General features: G+C 71.6%; 17 protein-coding genes, 1 tRNA gene and 1 pseudogene. 11 read left to right on the top strand and 8 right to left on the bottom strand.

The genetic code is table 11. The features are described from left to right. The 7 genes and pseudogenes from ABD296_RS15740 to ABD296_RS15710 form a co-directional block, all read left to right on the top strand. Positions 1 to 366 (top strand): annotated as a pseudogene (locus ABD296_RS15740) (FtsK/SpoIIIE domain-containing protein); the annotation flags it as partial. A gap of 98 nt (positions 367 to 464) precedes the next feature. Next, a complete protein-coding gene (locus ABD296_RS15735) occupies positions 465 to 767 on the top strand; it encodes a hypothetical protein (protein WP_344267123.1) in 303 nt (100 codons plus the stop codon). Then, positions 764 to 1618, top strand: coding sequence for a DUF2637 domain-containing protein (locus ABD296_RS15730; RefSeq protein WP_344267120.1), 855 nt, complete (start codon positions 764 to 766; stop codon positions 1616 to 1618). The genes ABD296_RS15735 and ABD296_RS15730 overlap by 4 nt, the downstream gene beginning before the upstream one ends. Positions 1619 to 1639: 21 nt before the next feature. Beyond that, positions 1640 to 2041 carry a hypothetical protein gene (locus ABD296_RS15725; protein WP_344267117.1) on the top strand — a complete coding sequence of 134 codons (402 nt, stop codon included), beginning with the start codon at positions 1640 to 1642 and terminating at the stop codon, positions 2039 to 2041. A gap of 365 nt (positions 2042 to 2406) precedes the next feature. Beyond that, positions 2407 to 3828: a replication initiator gene (locus tag ABD296_RS15720; protein WP_344267114.1), complete on the top strand. Its 1422-nt coding sequence runs from the start codon at positions 2407 to 2409 to the stop codon at positions 3826 to 3828. Further along, positions 3810 to 3989 (top strand): helix-turn-helix domain-containing protein, encoded by a 180-nt coding sequence (locus tag ABD296_RS15715; RefSeq protein WP_344267111.1) that lies wholly within the window; start codon positions 3810 to 3812, stop codon positions 3987 to 3989. Before ABD296_RS15720 ends, ABD296_RS15715 begins: the two co-directional genes overlap by 19 nt. After that, positions 3989 to 5230 carry a tyrosine-type recombinase/integrase gene (locus tag ABD296_RS15710; RefSeq protein ID WP_344267108.1) on the top strand — a complete coding sequence of 414 codons (1242 nt, stop codon included), beginning with the start codon at positions 3989 to 3991 and terminating at the stop codon, positions 5228 to 5230. Before ABD296_RS15715 ends, ABD296_RS15710 begins: the two co-directional genes overlap by 1 nt. A 64-nt stretch (positions 5231 to 5294) precedes the next feature. Here the strand turns inward: ABD296_RS15710 and ABD296_RS15705 are convergent. From ABD296_RS15705 to ABD296_RS15695, 3 genes are all read right to left on the bottom strand, one after another. Beyond that, a tRNA-Thr gene (locus tag ABD296_RS15705) sits at positions 5295 to 5370 on the bottom strand. A 63-nt stretch (positions 5371 to 5433) separates the two neighbouring features. After that, positions 5434 to 6960 carry an alpha/beta hydrolase gene (locus ABD296_RS15700; RefSeq protein ID WP_344267105.1) on the bottom strand — a complete coding sequence of 509 codons (1527 nt, stop codon included), beginning with the start codon at positions 6958 to 6960 and terminating at the stop codon, positions 5434 to 5436. Positions 6961 to 7004: 44 nt separating this feature from the next. Continuing rightward, positions 7005 to 7865 carry a TetR/AcrR family transcriptional regulator gene (locus tag ABD296_RS15695; protein WP_344267102.1) on the bottom strand — a complete coding sequence of 287 codons (861 nt, stop codon included), beginning with the start codon at positions 7863 to 7865 and terminating at the stop codon, positions 7005 to 7007. 100 nt (positions 7866 to 7965) lie between these two features. Here ABD296_RS15695 and ABD296_RS15690 point away from each other — a divergent pair, with 100 nt between their 5' ends. Beyond that, a complete protein-coding gene (locus ABD296_RS15690) occupies positions 7966 to 9444 on the top strand; it encodes an MDR family MFS transporter (protein WP_344267099.1) in 1479 nt (492 codons plus the stop codon). Positions 9445 to 9753: 309 nt separating this feature from the next. Here ABD296_RS15690 and ABD296_RS15685 read toward each other — a convergent pair whose 3' ends face one another. From ABD296_RS15685 to ABD296_RS15665, 5 genes are all read right to left on the bottom strand, one after another. Next, positions 9754 to 10215, bottom strand: a complete 462-nt coding sequence (locus ABD296_RS15685) for a hypothetical protein (protein WP_344267096.1) — start codon at positions 10213 to 10215, stop codon at positions 9754 to 9756. A gap of 22 nt (positions 10216 to 10237) precedes the next feature. After that, complete coding sequence (locus ABD296_RS15680) at positions 10238 to 11203, bottom strand: hypothetical protein (protein ID WP_344267093.1); 966 nt, start codon at positions 11201 to 11203, stop codon at positions 10238 to 10240. 489 nt (positions 11204 to 11692) lie between these two features. Then, entirely contained in the window at positions 11693 to 13006 is a 1314-nt protein-coding gene (locus ABD296_RS15675) for an ABC transporter permease (RefSeq protein ID WP_344267090.1), read from the bottom strand. Further along, on the bottom strand, positions 13003 to 13746 hold the full coding sequence (locus tag ABD296_RS15670; RefSeq protein WP_344267088.1) for an ABC transporter ATP-binding protein: 744 nt from the start codon (positions 13744 to 13746) through the stop codon (positions 13003 to 13005). Before ABD296_RS15670 ends, ABD296_RS15675 begins: the two co-directional genes overlap by 4 nt. After that, positions 13743 to 14939 (bottom strand): efflux RND transporter periplasmic adaptor subunit, encoded by a 1197-nt coding sequence (locus ABD296_RS15665; RefSeq protein WP_344267085.1) that lies wholly within the window; start codon positions 14937 to 14939, stop codon positions 13743 to 13745. Before ABD296_RS15665 ends, ABD296_RS15670 begins: the two co-directional genes overlap by 4 nt. Before the next feature lie 183 nt (positions 14940 to 15122). Between ABD296_RS15665 and ABD296_RS15660 the strand changes: the two genes are divergently transcribed. The 3 genes from ABD296_RS15660 to ABD296_RS15650 all read left to right on the top strand — a co-directional run bounded on the left by ABD296_RS15660 (position 15123) and on the right by ABD296_RS15650 (position 18376). Beyond that, positions 15123 to 15875, top strand: coding sequence for a DUF427 domain-containing protein (locus tag ABD296_RS15660; RefSeq protein ID WP_344267082.1), 753 nt, complete (start codon positions 15123 to 15125; stop codon positions 15873 to 15875). 212 nt (positions 15876 to 16087) lie between these two features. After that, positions 16088 to 17245 carry a ferredoxin reductase gene (locus ABD296_RS15655; protein ID WP_344267079.1) on the top strand — a complete coding sequence of 386 codons (1158 nt, stop codon included), beginning with the start codon at positions 16088 to 16090 and terminating at the stop codon, positions 17243 to 17245. A gap of 12 nt (positions 17246 to 17257) precedes the next feature. After that, positions 17258 to 18376 (top strand): fatty acid desaturase family protein, encoded by a 1119-nt coding sequence (locus ABD296_RS15650; RefSeq protein ID WP_344267076.1) that lies wholly within the window; start codon positions 17258 to 17260, stop codon positions 18374 to 18376. Positions 18377 to 18453 lie beyond the last annotated feature (77 nt).

The following is an 18453-nucleotide window of genomic DNA, read 5'->3' as shown; positions in this document are numbered from 1 at the left end:
CTCGGCCGGGCGTTCGCGGTCTACCTGATCGTGTGCGGGCAGCGCATCGGCTCCGACCTCGGCCCCGGCGTCACCGCACTTCGGGCGCAGCTCTCCGGCCGGGTCTGCCACCGCGTCAACGACCCCGAAACCGCGAACATGACCCTCGGCGACCTGGACCCGGCCGCCCTGGACGCCGCCCGCGCCATCCCCGCCGAGACTCCCGGCGTGTGCATCGTCGCCGGCCAGGACGGCGCTTGGCATCGTGCCCGGTCGGTCTACGTCCCCGAACATGTGGCCGAACAAGCAGCGCGTGAGTACGCGCATCTGACCCCGGACTGGAACGCCCTGGTCGGCTCCGTCCCGGTCATCAACCCCGCCGCATAACCCGCCCGGCCCCTCACTTCCCTGCGGCTCGGCGTGAGCCCTGATCGCGCCACGTCCCTACCCGACCCATGCCCGAAACCTCTCCTGGAGGCTGCCCGATGGCCACTCGCATCCGCGCCCTTCGTCCCCGCCCTCGCACCCGGTTCGCTGTCGTCCCGTCCCCGTCCTCCGGCCCGTCCTCGCGCTCGTCCCGGCCGTCCTCGGTGTCGTCGTGGGATGTGTGGCCGGTCGGGGTCGAGTGGGATGAGTTCCTGTCCCTGCACGTCGCCCGCTGCCAACAGTGCACCGACTCCTTCGCCTCGTCCCGCTCCGGTGAGGTCGACGACTGGGCCGACACCCACCACTGCGACCCGGAAATGGCCGCGCTGCTGGCCCTGGTCGACATCCGGCGGGCGGCATGACCCGACGCATCCTCGCCGCGGTGGCCGACTCCGCACCGGTCGTCATCCTCGCAGGGATCGCGGCGGCCGGGTCGTTCACCCACATCCGCGACACCGCCACCGACCACGGTCAACGTGGCTGGATGGCCTGGGCCATCGCCGTGTGCATCGACCTGACCTGCGTCATGGCCGCCGGAGAACGCCAACGAGACCGGCGGACGGGCCGGGAGACGGGGCGGCTGTCGTGGCCGACGCTCGTCCTGGTCGGCGGCATCCTGCTCTCCCTGGCCGCCAACCTTGCGCAGGCCGACCGGTCGGTGTGGGGCTGGATCACCGCCGGCACCCCCGCCCTGGCCTTCCTCGTCGCGGTCTCCATGCTCGAACGCCGCAAAGCTGCTACGCCTGCGGCTGAGCGAGCCTCGTCCGCTCCCGTCCTGGATAACTCGGCCGTCCCGGACTCCTTCAGCGGCCCGTCCTCGGACGCGTCCGCCGTCCCCTCCTCGGCCTCGGCGCCGTCCTCGCCGTGGGTGGTGTGGGAGGACGACCGTCCTCAGACTCTCGACCCCGTCCCGACTGCCCAGCGCGTCCAGGGCGACCGAACCGGCGGGGCCGACGTCGACCAGGACGAGCAGGACGGGCAAACCGCAATCCCCGTCCCGGCCCCGGCCGCCGACGAATCCGCGGCGTCCCCGTCCGAACCCGGTCCGGCGGCGCCGCTGGTCGAGTTCGCGCGCCGCGTCGCCTCCGAGCACCGGGACCGGCATGGCAAGCCGATCACCCGTGATGAGTTGCGCGCCCGGCTGGGGGTGTCCAACCAGCTCGCGTCCGACCTGCTCCGCCAGATCCGCACCGAAACCGTCCCCGTCGCCTGACCCGTCTGGAGGCATCCCACCATGACCGCGCCCTCGCACCCGATCCCCGTCGTCCCCGGCGACCTGTTCGCCCGACACCAGGTCATCACCGGCCTGCGCAAGTTGGCCGACTTCCTAGAGGCCAACCCGGCCGTCCCGGTCCCCGAGTACGGCGAGACCTTCGACGTCTTCCCCCGCGACTGCGACGACACCTGCTCGGCCGCCCTGGTCGACGACGTCGCCGCGCTCCTGGGCGTCGAGGCCGACGACGACCGGCCGCTTGGCGGCCACTACTCCGCCTCCCGCTCCTTCGGCCGCATCACCTACCGCGTCGTGCACATCCCCGACCGCAGGCGCCGACAGCACGACGCGCACATGAGCTACCGCGACAACATCCGCCTCGACGAGGACCAAGACCACGGCGGCAACGGGCGGGTGGCCTGATGCGCGCCGTGTGGGGCTGGGCCTGCGCCACCTGCGGCGGCGGTGGGGTCGCCTCCGACGGGTCGAGGTGCCCCGACTGCGACGGCCACGGCCACACCTGCTGAGGGGATGCCTCGATGTTCCTGCGCCGCTGCGGCTTCGCCGCCTTCTGGCTCGTGCTGGGCCTGTTCGTCCTCAACAACCCGAGAACGCCGCGCACGCCGTCCGCGCCATCTTCACGGGCCTGGCGCTGCTGGCCGATGCCCTCTCGCGGTTCGTGACCGCGTTCTGAGTCGCCCCCGGCGCGGCCCACAAGCCGCCAAGCAAGAGCGCCGCGCCGGGGGCTCGTCCCCAAGCCACCTGAACGGATAGGAGACCTGGCCATCGTGCCGCATCCCGCTCCCCACGTCACCGCACTTGCCGCGCGCGACATGGCCGAACGCTTCAACCGGCCCGACTATCGCGCCTGGGCACGCCGCGCCCACACCACCGGCGGATGCGCCCAACCGATCCACCTGCGCGGCGGAGTCGAGCACATCGACCCGATGACCGGCGCCGTGTTGCACCGCTACTCGACCGCGCGTGAGCCGGGTGGGATGCTGCGGGTGGCGTGCAAGACCCGGCGCGCGTCGCGGTGCCCGGCCTGCGCCGAGACCTACCGCGCCGACACCTACCAACTCGTGCGCGCGGGCCTGGTCGGCGGTAAAGGCGTTCCGGACTCGGTGACGCAGCATCCGGCGGCGTTCGTCACGCTCACCGCGCCGTCGTTCGGGTCGGTGCACTCCCGCCGTACCGGGGCCGGCGGTGCGGTCGTGTCCTGCCATCCCCGCCGCAACGGCGGCACCTGCCCGCATGGGCGGCCGGTGTCGTGCACCGTCCGGCACTCCGCCGAAGACCCCCGCCTCGGGCAACCCATCTGCCCGGACTGCTTCGACTACACCGGCGCCGTGCTCTGGAACGCACACGCCCCCGAGCTATGGCGGCGGTTCACGCTCGCCTTCCGCCGCTACGTTGCCCGGTCGGCGGGCCTGCTCGTCCGGGAGCTGCGCGAGGTGCTCACCGTCTCCTTCGCCAAGGTCGCCGAATACCAGCGGCGCGGCCTGGTCCACTTCCACGCCGTCATCCGCCTCGACGGACCCGGCGGCCCCGACGCCTCCCCTCCGGCCTGGGCGACGCATGAGCTTCTCAGGGCGGCCGTCGATCACGCGGCCGGGGCCGTCAAGGTGTCTACTCCGGCGGCGGGCGACGTCCCCGCCATGACGCACGAGTGGGGCGCTCAGGTCGACGTGCGGCCGATCACCACCACCGGCGAACTGACCGACAACGCCGTGGCGGGCTACATCGCCAAGTACGCCACCAAAGCCGCCGAATGCGTCGGCACCCTCGACCGCCGCATCCGCGCCACCGACGACCTGGCCGACCTGCCCGTGACCACACACGCACGGCGACTCATCGCCGAATGCCTCCGCTTGAGTGCCATCGAGGAGTACGCGGGGCTGCGGCTGGCCGAGTGGGCTCACATGCTCGGCTTCCGCGGCCACTTCTCCACCAAATCCCGCCGCTACTCCACCACCCTCGGCCGCCTACGCGCCGCCCGCATCGAACACAACCAACGCGAACACGCCCACGAGATCACCACCGGACGCCTCCCCTTCGACGACGACCAGGTCCTCGTCGTCTCCCACTGGCGCTACCTCGGCCAAGGCATGACACCCGGCGAAGCACTCCTGACCGCCGCCCTCACCGGCAAGCCGCTGCCGACCCTCACCATCGACGAACGGAGTTCCGCATGCCCAAGCTCCTGCTGACCGTCCCTGAGGCAGCCCGAGCACTCTCGATCTCGCGCAGCAAGCTCTACGAACTCCTCGCCACCGGCGCCATCCGCTCCGTCCGCATCGACGGCTCACGCCGCATCCCCCTCGACGCCCTCAACGCCTACATCAACACCCTCATGGGAGAAGCAGCCTGATGACCAAGACCGCCCTGGCCAACCCAGACGAGCCGCGCAAGCCCGCCAAGAACCAGCCCAAGCTCCGCGACGGCGTCATGAAACGCGGCAAGACCTGGTACTACGTCATCCGCGTCACCGACCCCGAAACCGGCATCTCCAAACCCAAGTGGGTCGGCGGCTTTCCGACCGAGGACGACGCCAAAGAGGCACGGGACGAAGCACGAGTGAAGGCGCGGCGCGGTGAGTACATCGACCGCAACGCCATCACAGTGGGCGAGTACCTCGACCAGTGGATCGAGTCTCACGCCGTCGAGATTCGGCCGCGCACGCTGGCGAGCTACCGCACCATGATCCGGCTCTACATCAAGCCGCACATCGGCGGCCTGCGCCTACAAGCGGTGCGCCCGGCCCGGATCACGAAGCTCTACCGCGACCTCCTGACGGGCGGCGGCGAGAACGGCAAGGCGCTGGGCATCTCGACCGTCACGCGGACGCACGCGATCCTCCGAAAGGCGTTCGGTGACGCCGTCCTCGTCGACGAGTTGATTCCGAGCAACCCCGTCGAGCGGGCCAAGCGGCCTAAGGCGGTACTCAACGAACCGGACGCGGTCTGGACGACGGCGCAACTCCGCACGTTCCTGGGGGCCGTTGGCCGGCACCGGTTGTTCGCCTTCTACCACCTGGCCGCGTACACCGGTGCCCGCCGCGGTGAGCTGCTCAATCTGCGGTGGTCGAGCCTCGACCTGGACGCGAAGCAGATCACGATTAGCGGTTCAACGGGCGTCGTTGCGGGCGAACGCATCGAGGGCGCCACCAAGAGCGGCCGGTCTCGCGTCGTGAGCATCGATGACGAGACCGTGACCGTGCTCCGGGAGCATCGGAAGGCCCAGGCCGCTGACAAGCTCCTCGTCGGCGAGAAGTGGCAGGGAGCCGAAGACGGCTACGTGTTCGCGACCGGATGGGGCGAGCCGATCCACCCCGACACGGTCGGGTGGCTGATGACCAAGACCATCCGGGCCTACAACAAGCCTCCGGAGCGGCCGCGTTCGGCGGAGCCGCTCCCTCACGCTCGGGTGCACGACCTCCGGCACATCCACGCGACGACTCTGCTCCTGGCGGGTGTGCCCGTCCATGTGGTGGCCGCTCGGCTGGGGCACGCCGACCCAGCGATCACGCTTCGGGTCTACGCGCACGTGGTCCGGTCGGCGGAGGTGGCTGCGGCGGACGTGTTCGCGCGCGTCATGAATGAGGCGGCGTAGACGCTGCTGTTAGCAAGCCTGTTAGCAAAAGGCCCCTTGCGGTGATCGCAAGGGGCCTTTGAGCTGGAGCCGCCTATCGGAATCGAACCGATGACCTATTCATTACGAGTGAATCGCTCTGCCGACTGAGCTAAGGCGGCGCGCCGTGCGGACACGGCTGCGAGAAGTCTACCGGGTCCGCGGGGGTGGATGCGCACTGGTTATCAGTGGCAGAGCGTCCCGTCCTTCGGCGGCTTCGTCGTGAGCAGGTAGCTGTCGGTGGCCTGGGTGATGCAGGAGTTGCCCTGCAGGTAGGCGGTGTGGCCGTCGCCGTCCAGGGAGAGGAGGACGCCGGAGTCGAGCTGCTTGGCGAGGCTCTGCGCCCACTTGTACGGGGTGGCGGGGTCGCGGAGGGTGCCGATCACGACGATGGGGCCGGACCCCTTGGCGTGCACGGGCTGCGGCTGCTGCTTGGGCTGGACGGGCCAGTAGACGCAGGGCAGGCCGCCCCAGACGACGAAGGAGCCGAAGTGGGGCGCGGACTTCTTCGCCTGGTCGACGGCCTTGCTGTAGGCGGCGAGGGACGGCGGGTTGGGCTTGTCGACGCAGTTGACGGCCATGTTGGCGTCCGTCTGGTTGCTGTAGGAGCCGTCCGGTTTGCGCTCGACCATCTGGTCGGCGAGCGTCAGGAGGAGGGTCCCGTCGCCCTTCTGGATGGCCTGGGTGAGGGCCTGGCGCAGGATCGGCCAGTAGTCCTTCAGGTACAGGGCCGTGGCGATGCCCATGACGGCGAGGGCTTCGGTGACCTTCCGGGAGTCGCGGGTGTTCGTCAGCGGGGTCTTGTCTGTTTTGGCCATGAACGCGGTGAGGTTCTTCTCGGCCTCGCTCGTCGACGTGCCCAGCGGGCAGCCGGCGGACTTCACGCAGTCGTCGGCGAACGCGCGGAAGGCCGTCTCGAAGCCCTTGGACTGCTCGACCAGGGTGCCGGTGGAGGACTCCTTCGGGTCCACGGCGCCGTCCAGCACGAGGGCGCGGACGTTCTTCGGGAACTCCTCCGCGTAGATGGCGCCGAGGTAGGTGCCGTAGGACGCTCCGTAGTAGGTGAACTTGGGGTCGCCTACGGCGGCGCGGAGGATGTCCATGTCGTGGGCCGCGTCCTTGGTGCCCACGTAGGGCAGTTCGGCGGACGCCTTGGCCTTGCAGTTGCCCGCGAACTGCTCGCTCAGCCCGGCGAAGGCGTCGACCTCCTGCTTGTCGTCCGGCGAGGAGTCGGCGGCGAAGAACTTGTCGAGCTGGGGTCCGGTGTTGCAGCGGACGGGGTCGCTGGCGCCGACGCCGCGCGGGTCGAAGCCCACGATGTCGAAGCGTTTGCGCAGGTCGGCACCGAAGCTGGAGGCGGCCTGGCGGACGAAGTCGACACCGGAACCGCCGGGGCCGCCGGGGTTGGTGAACAGCGAGCCGATCCGGGCGGACTTGTCCTGGGCGGGGAGCCGGATCATGGAGATCCCGACCTTCTCACCGGACGGCTTGGCGTAGTCGAGCGGGACCTGGGCGGTCGCGCACTCGAAGCCGCCGCCGCAGCTCTTCCAGGCCAGTTTCTGCCCGTAGAAGGCGCCGAGCCCGGACGGGGCGGTGCCCGGCGATGTGGCGGCCGTCGCCTCCTTGCCCCCGCCGCCATCCCCGCCGCTGCATCCGGTCGCCGCCGCCAGCGTCGCCGCCATGGCCACGCCGATGAATCTCGCTGCCCGCACCTGGACCCCGTCTCGTCGTAGCGGCACGTACCCCGGCGCCTACGCTACGTCGGAGCGGTGGCCGAAGGCCACTTCCCCCGATGACCGTGTTCGATGCCGTCGAGCAGCCATTTGAGGCCTAGGTCGAAATCCTCCTGGTTGTAGAGCCCGGAGTCGAAGACGGAGCTGAGATAGGGGAACTCACCGCTTTCCAGGAGCTTCCGGATGTAAGCCTGCTCGAGAACGCTCTGCTGCGGCTCGCCCGGCTCCGTCGTCCCCATCTCGCGGATCCGCTGTTCGCGGAGGACGAAACCGAGCATGTAGTGGTCGACGGTCGTGACGATGGCCAGCATCTCCCGGGGGTCGTCGGTGAGCCTGGCGGCGGCGGCCATCGACTGCTCGGAGTGCCGCAACCCGTTCGGCCCGATGCGCGGTGACCGGCCGGCCAGCTCGAACATCCACGGATGCCGGAGGCCGGCGGCGCGCTCCTTCCGGGCGATCTCGACCATCGCCTCGCGCCAGTCGTCCGGCAGCCCGCCCTCGACCAGGACCTCCTCGGCGACCACGTCGTACATCAGGTCGAAGAGGTCCTCCTTGGCGTTGATGTGCGTGTACAGGCTCATCGCCCGCACGCCCAACTCGGACGCGACGCGCCGGATGGAGACGGCGTCCAGGCCCTCGGCGTCGGCGATCTCGATCGCCTTGTCGACGATCGCCTCGCGCGTCAGCTTCGGACGGCGGCCGCCGCGCGGACGTGCCCAGACGTCGTTGGGCCGGGCCCGCTCGCGGCGCTCGGACCGTTCGCGCTCGTCCCGCTCGGTCCGCTCGTCCGACTCGGTCTGCTCGTCCGGCTCCGTCCGCTCGCGGCGCCCGGTCGGCTCGCTCCCAGTCGTCTCGCGACCCGGCTGATCACTGCTTTCTGCCACGTCGACGATCCTAACCGAGACGGCGTATCGATACGGTGTACAGATCGAGCGAGACGGTGTACGGTGTTGGCGATACGGCGTACGGAAACCGGAGGAAGCCATGCTCACGACTCGGAAGGCGCCCCCTGACGCGTCGCCGGGAATCGACCCCCACCTGCGAAATCTCGCGATCGTCGTCGTGCTCGGCGTGATCATGACGGTGCTCGACAGCACCATCGTCAACGTCGCGGTCACCGCCCTCGGCAAGGACTTCGACACCTCGCTGTCGACGATCCAGTGGGTCGTGACGGGCTACACGCTGGCGCTGTCCATGGCGATCCCGATGACCGGCTGGTCGGTGCGGCGGTTCGGCGCCCGGACGATGTGGCTGGTATCGCTCGGCCTGTTCATCGGCGGTTCGCTGCTGTGCGGGCTCGCCTGGTCGGTGCCGTCCCTCATCCTGTTCCGGATTCTGCAGGGGCTGGGCGGCGGGATGCTGATGCCCGTCGGCCAGACGATGCTCGCCAAGGAGGCCGGTCCCGGGCGCATGGGCCGGGTGATGAGCATCGTCTCGGTTCCCGCGATGCTCGCCCCGGTGCTCGGCCCGCTGCTGGGCGGCGCGATCGTCGACCACCTGAGCTGGCGCTGGATGTTCTACGTCAACATCCCGCTGTGCGCTGCGGCACTGCTGGCGGCCGTCCGGATGCTCCCGCGCGACACCGAACGCGACCCGGACGCGCGGCTCGACGTCACCGGCATCCTCCTGCTGTCGCCCGGACTGGCCGCCCTGGTGTACGGCCTGTCGGAGGCCGGGAACGGCGCGAGCCTCACCGGGGGCCGCTTCCTCGCCGGCGTCGCGGGCGGCGCCGTACTCGTGGTCGCGTTCGGGGTGCACGCGCTCCGCAAGGGCGACGGAGCCCTCATCGAGCTGCGCCACCTGCGCACCCGCGCGTTCACCACCGCCACGGGCGGGTTCTTCCTGTACAGCGCGTCCGTCTTCGGGTTGATGATCCTCATCCCGCTGTTCGCCCGGATCGTCCGCGGCGAGTCCGCGCTGGACTCGGGTTGGCTGCTGGCCCCGATGGGCGTCGGCGCGATGATCACCATGTCGGTGGCCGGGCGGCTGGTCGACCGGTTCGGCGGGCGCTGGATCGCCGCCGCCGGCGTGCTGCTCGTCCTGCTCGGCGCCCTCGTCCTGACCACGCTCGACCCCGGTACCGGACGGGCCGTCATCATGGGCGCGATGCTCGTCATCGGCCTCGGGCACGGCATGATCGCGCCGTCCCTCATGGCGGCGAGCTACCAGGGGCTCCCCCGCCAGGCGGTGGGTGCGGCGACCACGGGCGCGAACATCCTGATCCGCGTGGGGAGCTCGTTCGGTACCGCGCTGATGGCCGTCGTGCTGCAGATCGCCATCCGGGACGAGGTCCCCGGCGCGAGCGGCAGCCTCGGTGAGGCCGCGGCCCAGCACACCGCCCAGACGCCCGCGCTGCTCACCAGCGCCTTCACCGAGACCTTCTGGTGGACGGCCGCGATCCTGCTGGCCGCTCTGCTGCCCGTCCTGGCCGTCCCGCGCAAGACGCAGGCGGCCGAGTCATGAGGTCCTCCATCCGGCCGCGCGGACGGTCCAGGACGCCATGCACTTTCCTGATCGTGCCGGGCGCCGGCGAGGTGGCCGCGGTGCCGGGCGGGGTGCCGGGCGGGGTGCCGGGCGGGGTGCGTCCGCACGTCCCGTGCACTGGGAGGCGAAGCGCGAAGATGGGCGGTGGGGCCCGCGGAGGTGGACGGGCCCCACCGGCGCGCATCGCCACAGGGGTTTGCGAGCGCGCGTTTCATATGGCCGGTTCGCGCTACCTCCAGGTCTGGACCCGCGTTCCGACCTCCGGCCGGGCCGCGGCCCGGCCGGAGGTCAGGAGGCGGGGGCGCCGCCGTTCTGACCGCCGTTCCCGTTGCCGCCGGGCGGGCCGCCGTTGCCGCCCCGGCCGCCCTGCGGAGCCAGCGAGGCGCAGGCCTGCATGGCCTTCTGCTGCGCGGCCGAGCGCGTGGGACGGTTGGACGGAGCGCCCGACGGGCGACCGGTGGGCGCACCGCTGGGACGGCCGGAAGGGGCGCCACTCGGACGCCCGGAGGGGGCACCACTCGGACGGCCCGTGGGGGCGCCGCCCGGCCTGTTGCCGCGGTTCGGCATCGTGACGCCCTGTTTCTCCAGGCAGGCGCGGTAGGCCGACATCTGGTCCGTGCCGGCGCTCTTGGTGGAACTCGCGTTCGCCTTACCGTCGCCGTCGCCGCCGCCTCCGCAGGCCGCGCTGAGCAGCAGCGTCCCGGTGACGGCGAGACCGCCGAGCAACCGGACCGCGCTCGACTTGTTCATCGTCATCGTCTCCTCATCGTGGTCAGCGGCCGGAGCCCTGGTTGACGGTGGTCGCGGTGACCGAGCCGTCCTTTCCGGTGGTGCCGCGCACGACGACCGTGACGCCGGAGCCGAGGTCGCCGAGCTTGCCGTCCTTGGTGATGCTGATCCTGGTGCTGCCGCTCGTCTTGACCTTCACGGTCTTGCCGTCCGAGGTGCGCAGGTAGAGGGTGTTGCCGACGATCTTGGTGACGGTGCCGGCGGTCATGCCGCCTCCGCCGAACCCGCCGCCGAAGCCCCCGCCGGGGCCTGCACCGGAACCCCCGCCGACGCCCGTCCCGCCGCGGCCGCCCTGCTCGGTGCCCGACCCGCCGGCCCCCGCCTGGCCGGGGAGGCCGCCGCCGTAGCCGCCGGAGGCGCGTCCGCCCGTCCGGCCGTAGCCGCCTGCCGCGGCGGGGCCGCCGCCCGGCGAACCGGAGTCGTCGGACTTCCATTTCTCCGCCTGCACGCCGCCGAGGAATCCCGCGACGAGCACGATCCCGGCGCCCAGGTAGAGGGTCGGCCCCGGCAGCGACCGCTTCTTCGGCCGCGCCGTGAGTTCGGCGTCGAGGTCGCCGTCGAACGGGGAAGTCGACAGGAGTTCGGCGTCGCCCATGGACCGTCCCGAGTCCTGGCCCGGTCCCGGGGGCAGGCCTGCCCCGCCGTCCTGGCCCGGGAGTGCATCCTGGTGCGGTCCGGGGTCCTCGCCGGGCCCCGCGCTCGCCCACGGCCGGGCATGCGCCCCCGGCCCGGACAGGCCGGGCGCACCCGGCACACCCCCAGCGCCCGGAGCCCTCGGCGCGCCCGCGATGCCTGCGGCGCCCGGAGTCCCCGGCGCCGCCGCGATGCCTGCGGCGCCCGAGGTGCCCGGCGCACCCGGGGTGCTTGCGGCGCCTGGGGTGCCTGCGGCGCCCGGCGGTTCCGGGACGCCCTGGTCGAGGTCCCGTCCGTCGTGCCCTGAAACGCTCATCCGCGCCTCCTCTCGGTCAAAGCCCGACAACGACCACTGCTGTCCGCCCCTGCCCGCCGCGCCGTACGCGCCCACGGGCGACGTCGCGGCACCAGCGCCTCCCGCGACCGACCGGTCACCCGGCTCGGCCGCCGCCCCCGGCGGCGCCACCCCGCCGGTAGCGCGGTCGGGAAGCGTCGACCCCGGATCGCCCCCGGCGAAGCCTGTTCCGGGCGGCCCAAGATGCGGCACATCGCCGTTCGGCGACGCAACACCCGGCAGGCCGGAGGACTGCGGGCCGGAGGGGTGCGGGGGCGTTTGGGGGGTGGCGGCGTTTGGGGGTGTGGCGTTCTGTGGGCCGGAGGGGTGCGGGGGCGTTTGGGGGGTGGCGGTCGGGGGTGTTGCGTTCTGTGGGTTCGGGGGTTGGTCGGTTGGGGTTGGGGCGGTGGTGTTTGGGTTTTGGGGGGTGGGGCGGCGGCGCCTGGGGGTCACGGGTGGCTCCTTGGGCGGTCACTCATGGCGGAGCGCCTCGATCGGGCGGAGCTTGGCGGCGCGGTTGGCCGGGTAGCTGCCGAAGAACAGGCCGATCGCGACGGAGACGGCCAGCGCGAGCACGATCGACGACGGGACCAGGACGGGTTTGACGCCGACGATCGTGAAGAGGCTGCCGACCACGCCGGCGACGACGCCGAGGACGCCGCCGATGAGGGAAAGGACGGTGGCCTCGGCGATGAACTGGCCGAGGATCGCGCCGCGGGGGGCGCCGATGGCCTTGCGGATGCCGATCTCGCGGGTCCGCTCGGTGACGGTGACCAGCATGATGTTGGTGATGCCGATGCCGCCGACGAGCAGGCTGATCGCGGCGACGGCGCCGAGCAGGACGGTGAAGGTCTTGTTCGACTCGGAGACCGCGGACTGGACGCTGGCCTGGCTGGAGACGGTGAAGTCCGCGGTGCCGGAGGAGGCGATGTCGTGCCGCTGGCCGAGGATGTCGGTGATCTCGGCCTGGGCGGAGTCGACGGCGCCCGAGTCCTTGGCCTGGACGATGATCTGGTCGAGGGCGCCGTAGCCGGTGAGGGCCTCCTGGACGGCGGGCAGCGGCGCGATCGCGATGCTGTCGGGGTCGGAGAAGCTGGAGGAGGACGACCCGGTCGCCTTGAGGACGCCGACGACGGTGAACCGGATGCCGCTGACGTCGATCTTCCTGCCGATCGGGCTGACGCGTCCGAACAGGTCGGAGGCGGTGGTGCTGCCGAGGACGACGGTCTTGTTCGCGGCGGTGACGTCGGCGGTGGTGAAGGCGGAGCCGGACGCGACGGTCTTGTTGGCCGCGGCGAAGTAGGTCGGGGTGGTGCCGACGAACTGGCTGATCGTGGCGCTGGTGCCCGAGTAGCCGGCGGTGACGGACTGGCTGGTCACGACCGGGGAGGCGCTCTTGACGGACGGGGCGTCGGAGGCGTCGACGAGGGCCGCGGCGTCCTGGGCGGTGAGGTCGTGGGCCTGGGTGCGGGGGCCGGAGCTCTGGCCGGTCTCCGAGCCGGAGCCGCCGAACGCGCCCCCAGGGCCGCCCGGCCCGCCGCCGCCGAAGCCGCCGAAGCCGCCGCGTCCGCCGCCGCCGCCCGTGGTCGTCTTGGTGACGGTGAGGGAGTCGGCGCCGAGCCGCTGGATGCTCTTCTTGATCTGCTCGGACGAGCCGTTGCCGACGGCGACGAGCAGGATGACGGCGCCGACGCCGATGAGGATGCCGAGCGTGGTGAGCGAGCTGCGCATCTTGTTGGCCGACAGGCCGCGCAGCGCGAACCGCAGGATCTCCAGAGGGCTCACCGGGCGCCCTCCGTGGTCCAGGACGCGGCGGGCGGCGGGCCGACGACGGGCGCGCGGCGGACGTCGTCGACGACGCGGCCGTCGACGAGCCGGACGACGCGTTTGGCGTGCGCGGCGACGTCGTCCTCGTGGGTGATCACGACGATGGTGCGGCCGGCGAGGCTGAGCCGGTCGAAGACGGCGAGGACGTCGGCGGTGGAGCCGCTGTCGAGGGCGCCGGTGGGTTCGTCGGCGAGCAGCAGGGTGGGGGCGGTGACGAGGGCGCGGGCGACGGCGACGCGCTGCTGCTGGCCGCCGGACAGCTCGTTGGGCTCGTGCCGGGTGCGGTCGGCGAGGCCGACCTCGCGGAGGGCGGCGAGGGCGCGGCGGCGGCGTTCGGGTCCTTTGACGCCGCCGTAGGCGAGCGGGAGTTCGACGTTGGCCTGCGCGGTCATCCGGGGGATGAGGTTGAAGGACTGGAAGATGAACCCGATGCGGCGGTTGCGCAGGATGGCGAGGCGGCGCTCGTCGAGGCCGCCGACGTCGATGCCGTCGAGGAGGTAGCGGCCGGAGGTCGGCACGTCCAGGCAGCCGATGATGTTCATCAGGGTGGACTTGCCGGACCCGGACGCGCCCATGATCGCGACGTAGTCGCCGGTGTCGACGGTGAGGGAGACGCCGCGCAGCGCGTGGACGGCGGTGTCGCCCTCACCGTAGGTCTTGCTCACGTCGCGGATGCTGAGGACCGGCTCGGGGGTCACCTGCGGCCTCCGCCGCCGCCCGGCGCGCCGCCCCCGAAGCCGCCTCCGGCGCCGCCGCCGGGGAGGCCGCCGCGCTGGGTGGTGCCGGTCGACCCGGTCGTGCTGGAGGTGACGACGACCTGCTCGCCCTCGTTGAGGCCGGACGTGATCTCGGTGCCCTGGTCGCCCTTGACGCCGACCTCGACGGTGACGGGGACCTGCTTGCCGTTGCGGACGACGGTGACGGTGCTCTGCCCGCCGGCGGTCCTGACGGCGGCGGTCGGCACGTACAGGACGTCGTCGGCGGACGCGGTGGTGATCTCGACGGTGGCGGTCTGCCCGAGCCGGACCCCGGACGGCACCGTGGTGAGCGAGATCGTCACGGGGAACTTCACCACGTTGTCGGTGGTGGTCGGGGACAGCCCGATCGCGGTGATCTTGCCGGTGGCGGTCTTGCCGGTGAGCGCGTCGAAGGAGACGGAGGCGCTCTGGCCGGTCTTGAGCTTGGTGGTGTCGGCCTCGGTGAAGTCGCCCTCGATCTGCAGGTGCTTGGTGTCGATGAGCTCGATGAAGCCCGAACCCGACGACGAGGAGGACGACCCGGACGAAGACGAGGAGGACCCTGCGCCCGCGGAGGCCCCCGAGCCGGACGATCCGGAACTCGCGCCGGAGCCGGACGAGGACGTCGAGGACGACCCGGAGCCGCTCGAACTGCCGCCGACGGTTCCGTTGACGGCGGTGACCGTCCCGGCGAACGGGGCCTTCAGCACGGTGCCCTGGTAGGCGCGCAGTGCGGAGCTGTAGGCGTTCTTGACCTGCAGATAGCTGGCGTAGCCCTTGGCGGACGTGGTGTCGCCGTCCTCGGCGGCGGCCAGGTTCGCCTTCGCCTCGTCGATGTTCTCGAGCGCCTCGGTCTGGTCGAGCCGGGCCAGCACGCTGCCGGCGGGGACCTTCTGGCCCGCCTTGACGTAGATCTTGGCGACCGTGCCGGACGTGCCGAACGACAGGTCCCGGCTCCGTGCGCTCTCCACGGAGCCGGACGCCGAGACCGACGCCGACACCGTGCCGCGCTGGACCTGCGTGACCCGGGTGGCCGCGGCGGCGCCGTCACCTCCGTCGCCGAGGGTGAGGTATGCGGTGCCGGCTCCGGCCACCAGCAGCACGCCGAGGGTGCCGTTGATGAGCGTGGTCCGGCGTTGGAACGGCCATTTCATGTCGAGCAGGCTCTTGGCCGCGCATGGGGCTGAGGTGAGGTGAATATGAGAATTGGATGAGAGAGCCGGGACCGGTGTGACGGGACGGGCTCGTGTGGGCAGGTACAAGGGTCGCGACCGGGGTGGCGGGAAGTGGCCGCGGGAAGGCGAAATAGCCCTGCCGCCGGGCAGGTTGGTGCGGTCATGAGTGCACCGAAGGAGCGGACCCGCGTCCGTATCGAGCAGGGCGGCAAGCGCGTCAGGGCCTACCTCGGCGGCAACCTGGTGGCCGACACGACGACGCCGTATCTCGTCTGGGAGATCCCCTACTACCCGGCCTACTACTTCCCTGCGGCGGACGTGCGGGCCGAGCTGGTCGAGGACGGCCCGGGCAAGCACTCGCCGAGCCGCGGCGACGCGACGGCGTACACGGTCAAGGTGGACGGGGCGGAGGCGCCGGGGGCGGCGCTCCGCTATGCCGATTCGCCGGTGGAGGAGCTGCGCGGGCTCGTCCGGCTGGAGTGGGACGCGATGGACGCCTGGTTCGAGGAGGACGAGGAGGTGTTCGTCCATCCGCGCAATCCGTACACGCGTGTCGACGTGCTGGCGAGTTCGCGGCATGTGCGCGTGGAGGTGGGCGGCGTGACGGTGGCGGAGTCGTCGAGCCCCAGGCTGCTGTTCGAGACCGGTCTTCCGGTGCGGTACTACCTGCCGAAGACGCACGTCCGGATGGATTTGCTAGAGCACACCGACACCGTGAGCCACTGCCCTTACAAGGGCACGGTGGAGTACTGGTCGGTGCGGGCCGGCGGCAAGGTCCATGAGGATCTGGCATGGGGATATCGGACGCCGCTGGAGGAGTCCCGCAAGGTGGCCGGCCTGGTCTGCTTCTACAACGAGAAAGTGGACGTCTTCGTGGACGGGGTGCTGCAGGAGCGGCCGAAGTCGCGTTTCTGAGACCGGACGGTCTCGTCATCTGAGCGAGGAGGGCTAGCGCCCAACCCAAATATCCACGCGGAACGTTGTCACCAGGCATTACACCATCGGATGAACCATCGTGCGATGGTGTGATGCCTGTCGCTTTCCGGCGGCGGGGCTTGCTCCTTCCCTACGGCTACGTAACCGTAGGTTACTCACGCGTATGTCAGAGCGCCGACGGGGAGGCACCCTTGACCTCTGCACTCCCGGCCGCCCCGGCGCGGCCGGATCGATCCAGGCCCGGCCGCTCCGGCCCGGCCCGATCCAGGCCGGTCCGCCGGCTCGCGGCGGCCGCCCGGATGCTGACGACACCGCTCCTGCCCGAGGACTACCTCGGCCTGCTCAACCCGCTGTGGTCCACCGCCGAACCGCGCGGACGCGTCGAGGCGGTGCGGCACGAGGCGCCCGGCGCGGCGACCCTGGTGATCAGGCCCGGGACGGCGTGGCGGGACCACCGTCCCGGCCAGTGGGTGAAGGTCGGCGTGGACATCGGCGGCGTCCGCCACTGGCGCACGTTCTCGCTGTCGTCCCCGCCCCGCCCGGACGGCCGGATCACCATCACGGTCAAGGCGGCGCCGGACGGCTTCGTGTCCGCGCACCTCGTCCACGAGATCCGTCCGGGCGCGATCGTGCGGCTGGGCGCGGCGGACGGCGACTTCACGCTCCCGTCGCCGGTGCCGTCCCGGCTTCTGTTCGTCACCGCGGGCAGCGGGATCACGCCGGTCATGGCGATGCTCCGGCACCTCACCGGCACGGACACCGCGCCGGACGCCGCGTCCGACGCCGCACCGGACACCACGCCCGACGTCACGCTCGTCCACTCCGACCGCCACGCCGGCGACGTCATCTTCGGCGCCGAGCTGCGGCAGATGACCGGGATACGCCTGCACGAGCGGCACACGTCCACGGACGGCCGCCTCACCCCGTCCGACCTCGCCGCGGTCTGCCCGGACTGGGCGGAACGCGACGCCTGGGCCTGCGGCCCGTCCGGAATGCTGGACGACCTCGTCGAGCACTGGCGGACGGCCGGGATCGAGGACCGGCTGCGCGTCGAGCGGTTCCGCCCCGTCCTGGCGGCGGGGACGGGCGGCGAAGGCGGCCGCGTCCGCTTCACCGAGAGCGGCGTCGAGGCCGACGCCGACGGGAGCACACCGCTCCTGGACGCCGGCGAGCGCGCCGGCGCGCTGCTGCCGAGCGGCTGCCGGATGGGCATCTGCCACAGCTGCGTCGGCCGGCTGCGCTCCGGCCGGGTCCGCGACCTGCGCACCGGCGAGGTGCACGGCGAGGAGGGCCAGATCGTCCAGACCTGTATCTCGGCCCCCGCCGGCCCCGTCGACATCGAACTCTGAAAGGGACCGACGATGCCCGCACCGACCGACCACCTCACACCCGCCGACTACGCGGCGATCGCCCGCGAGCTGGACGCCCTCCGCGACGAGATCACCGCGGACCTCGGCGAACGCGACGCGGACTACATCCACCGGGTGATCCGCTGGCAGCGCGGGCTGGAGATCGGTGGCCGCGCGCTGCTGATGGCGTCCGCGCTGCCGCCCGCCTGGCTCGCCGGGACCGCGACGCTGGCCGTCGCGAAGATCCTGGAGAACATGGAGATCGGGCACAACGTCATGCACGGCCAGTGGGACTGGATGCGCGACCCGAAGATCCACTCGACGACCTGGGAGTGGGACAACGTCTCCCCCGCCGAGCAGTGGAAGCACTCGCACAACTTCGTCCACCACACCTTCACCAACGTCCTCGGCAAGGACAACGACGTCGGCTACGGCATCCTGCGCGTCGCGCCCGAGCAGCCGTGGAGCTGGGGCAACGTCCCGCAGCCGGTCTACAACGCGCTGCTGGCGATGTTCTTCGAGTACGGCGTCGCGCTGCACGACCTGGAGCTCGACAGGATCCGCGAGGGCACCCACGACGAGGAGGCGACGAAGGCGAAGCTGCGCGCCATCGGGCGCAAGATCCGCCGCCAGTGGGGCAAGGACTACCTGGCGTTCCCGCTGCTCAGCGGCCCGCAGTTCCTGTCCACGCTGTCGGCGAACTTCACCGCGAACGTCGCCCGCAACGTCTGGGCGCACATGATCATCTTCTGTGGGCACTTCCCCGGCGACATCGACGTGTTCGAGGAGGGCTACCCGCTCGAGGACGAGACGAAGGGCGAGTGGTACGTCCGGCAGATGCTCGGCTCGGCGAACATCAGCGGCGGCCCGCTGTTCCATCTGATGACCGGCAACCTCAGCCACCAGGTCGAGCACCACCTGTTCCCGGACATCCCGAGCAACCGGTACGCCGAGATCGCGCCGCGCGTCCGCGACCTGTGCGCCCGCTACGGCCTGCCGTACCACACCGGCTCGCTGTCCAAGCAGGTCACGAGCACCTGGAAGAAGATCTTCCGTTACGCCCTCCCCGGCGGCGCCCCGAAGCCGAAGCCCGCCCCGAACCCCCCGGTCCGCGAACCCGTCGCCGCCTGACCCCGGCCCTCGCGGCCTGACCTCGGCCGTCGCCGCCTGACCCCGGCCGCTCGCGCGCGGCATTACCTCTCGCGTCA

It is taken from the genome of Actinomadura napierensis, assembly GCF_039529375.1.
Lineage (GTDB): Bacteria > Actinomycetota > Actinomycetes > Streptosporangiales > Streptosporangiaceae > Spirillospora > Spirillospora napierensis.
This window is presented reverse-complemented; position numbering and strand designations above follow the sequence as displayed.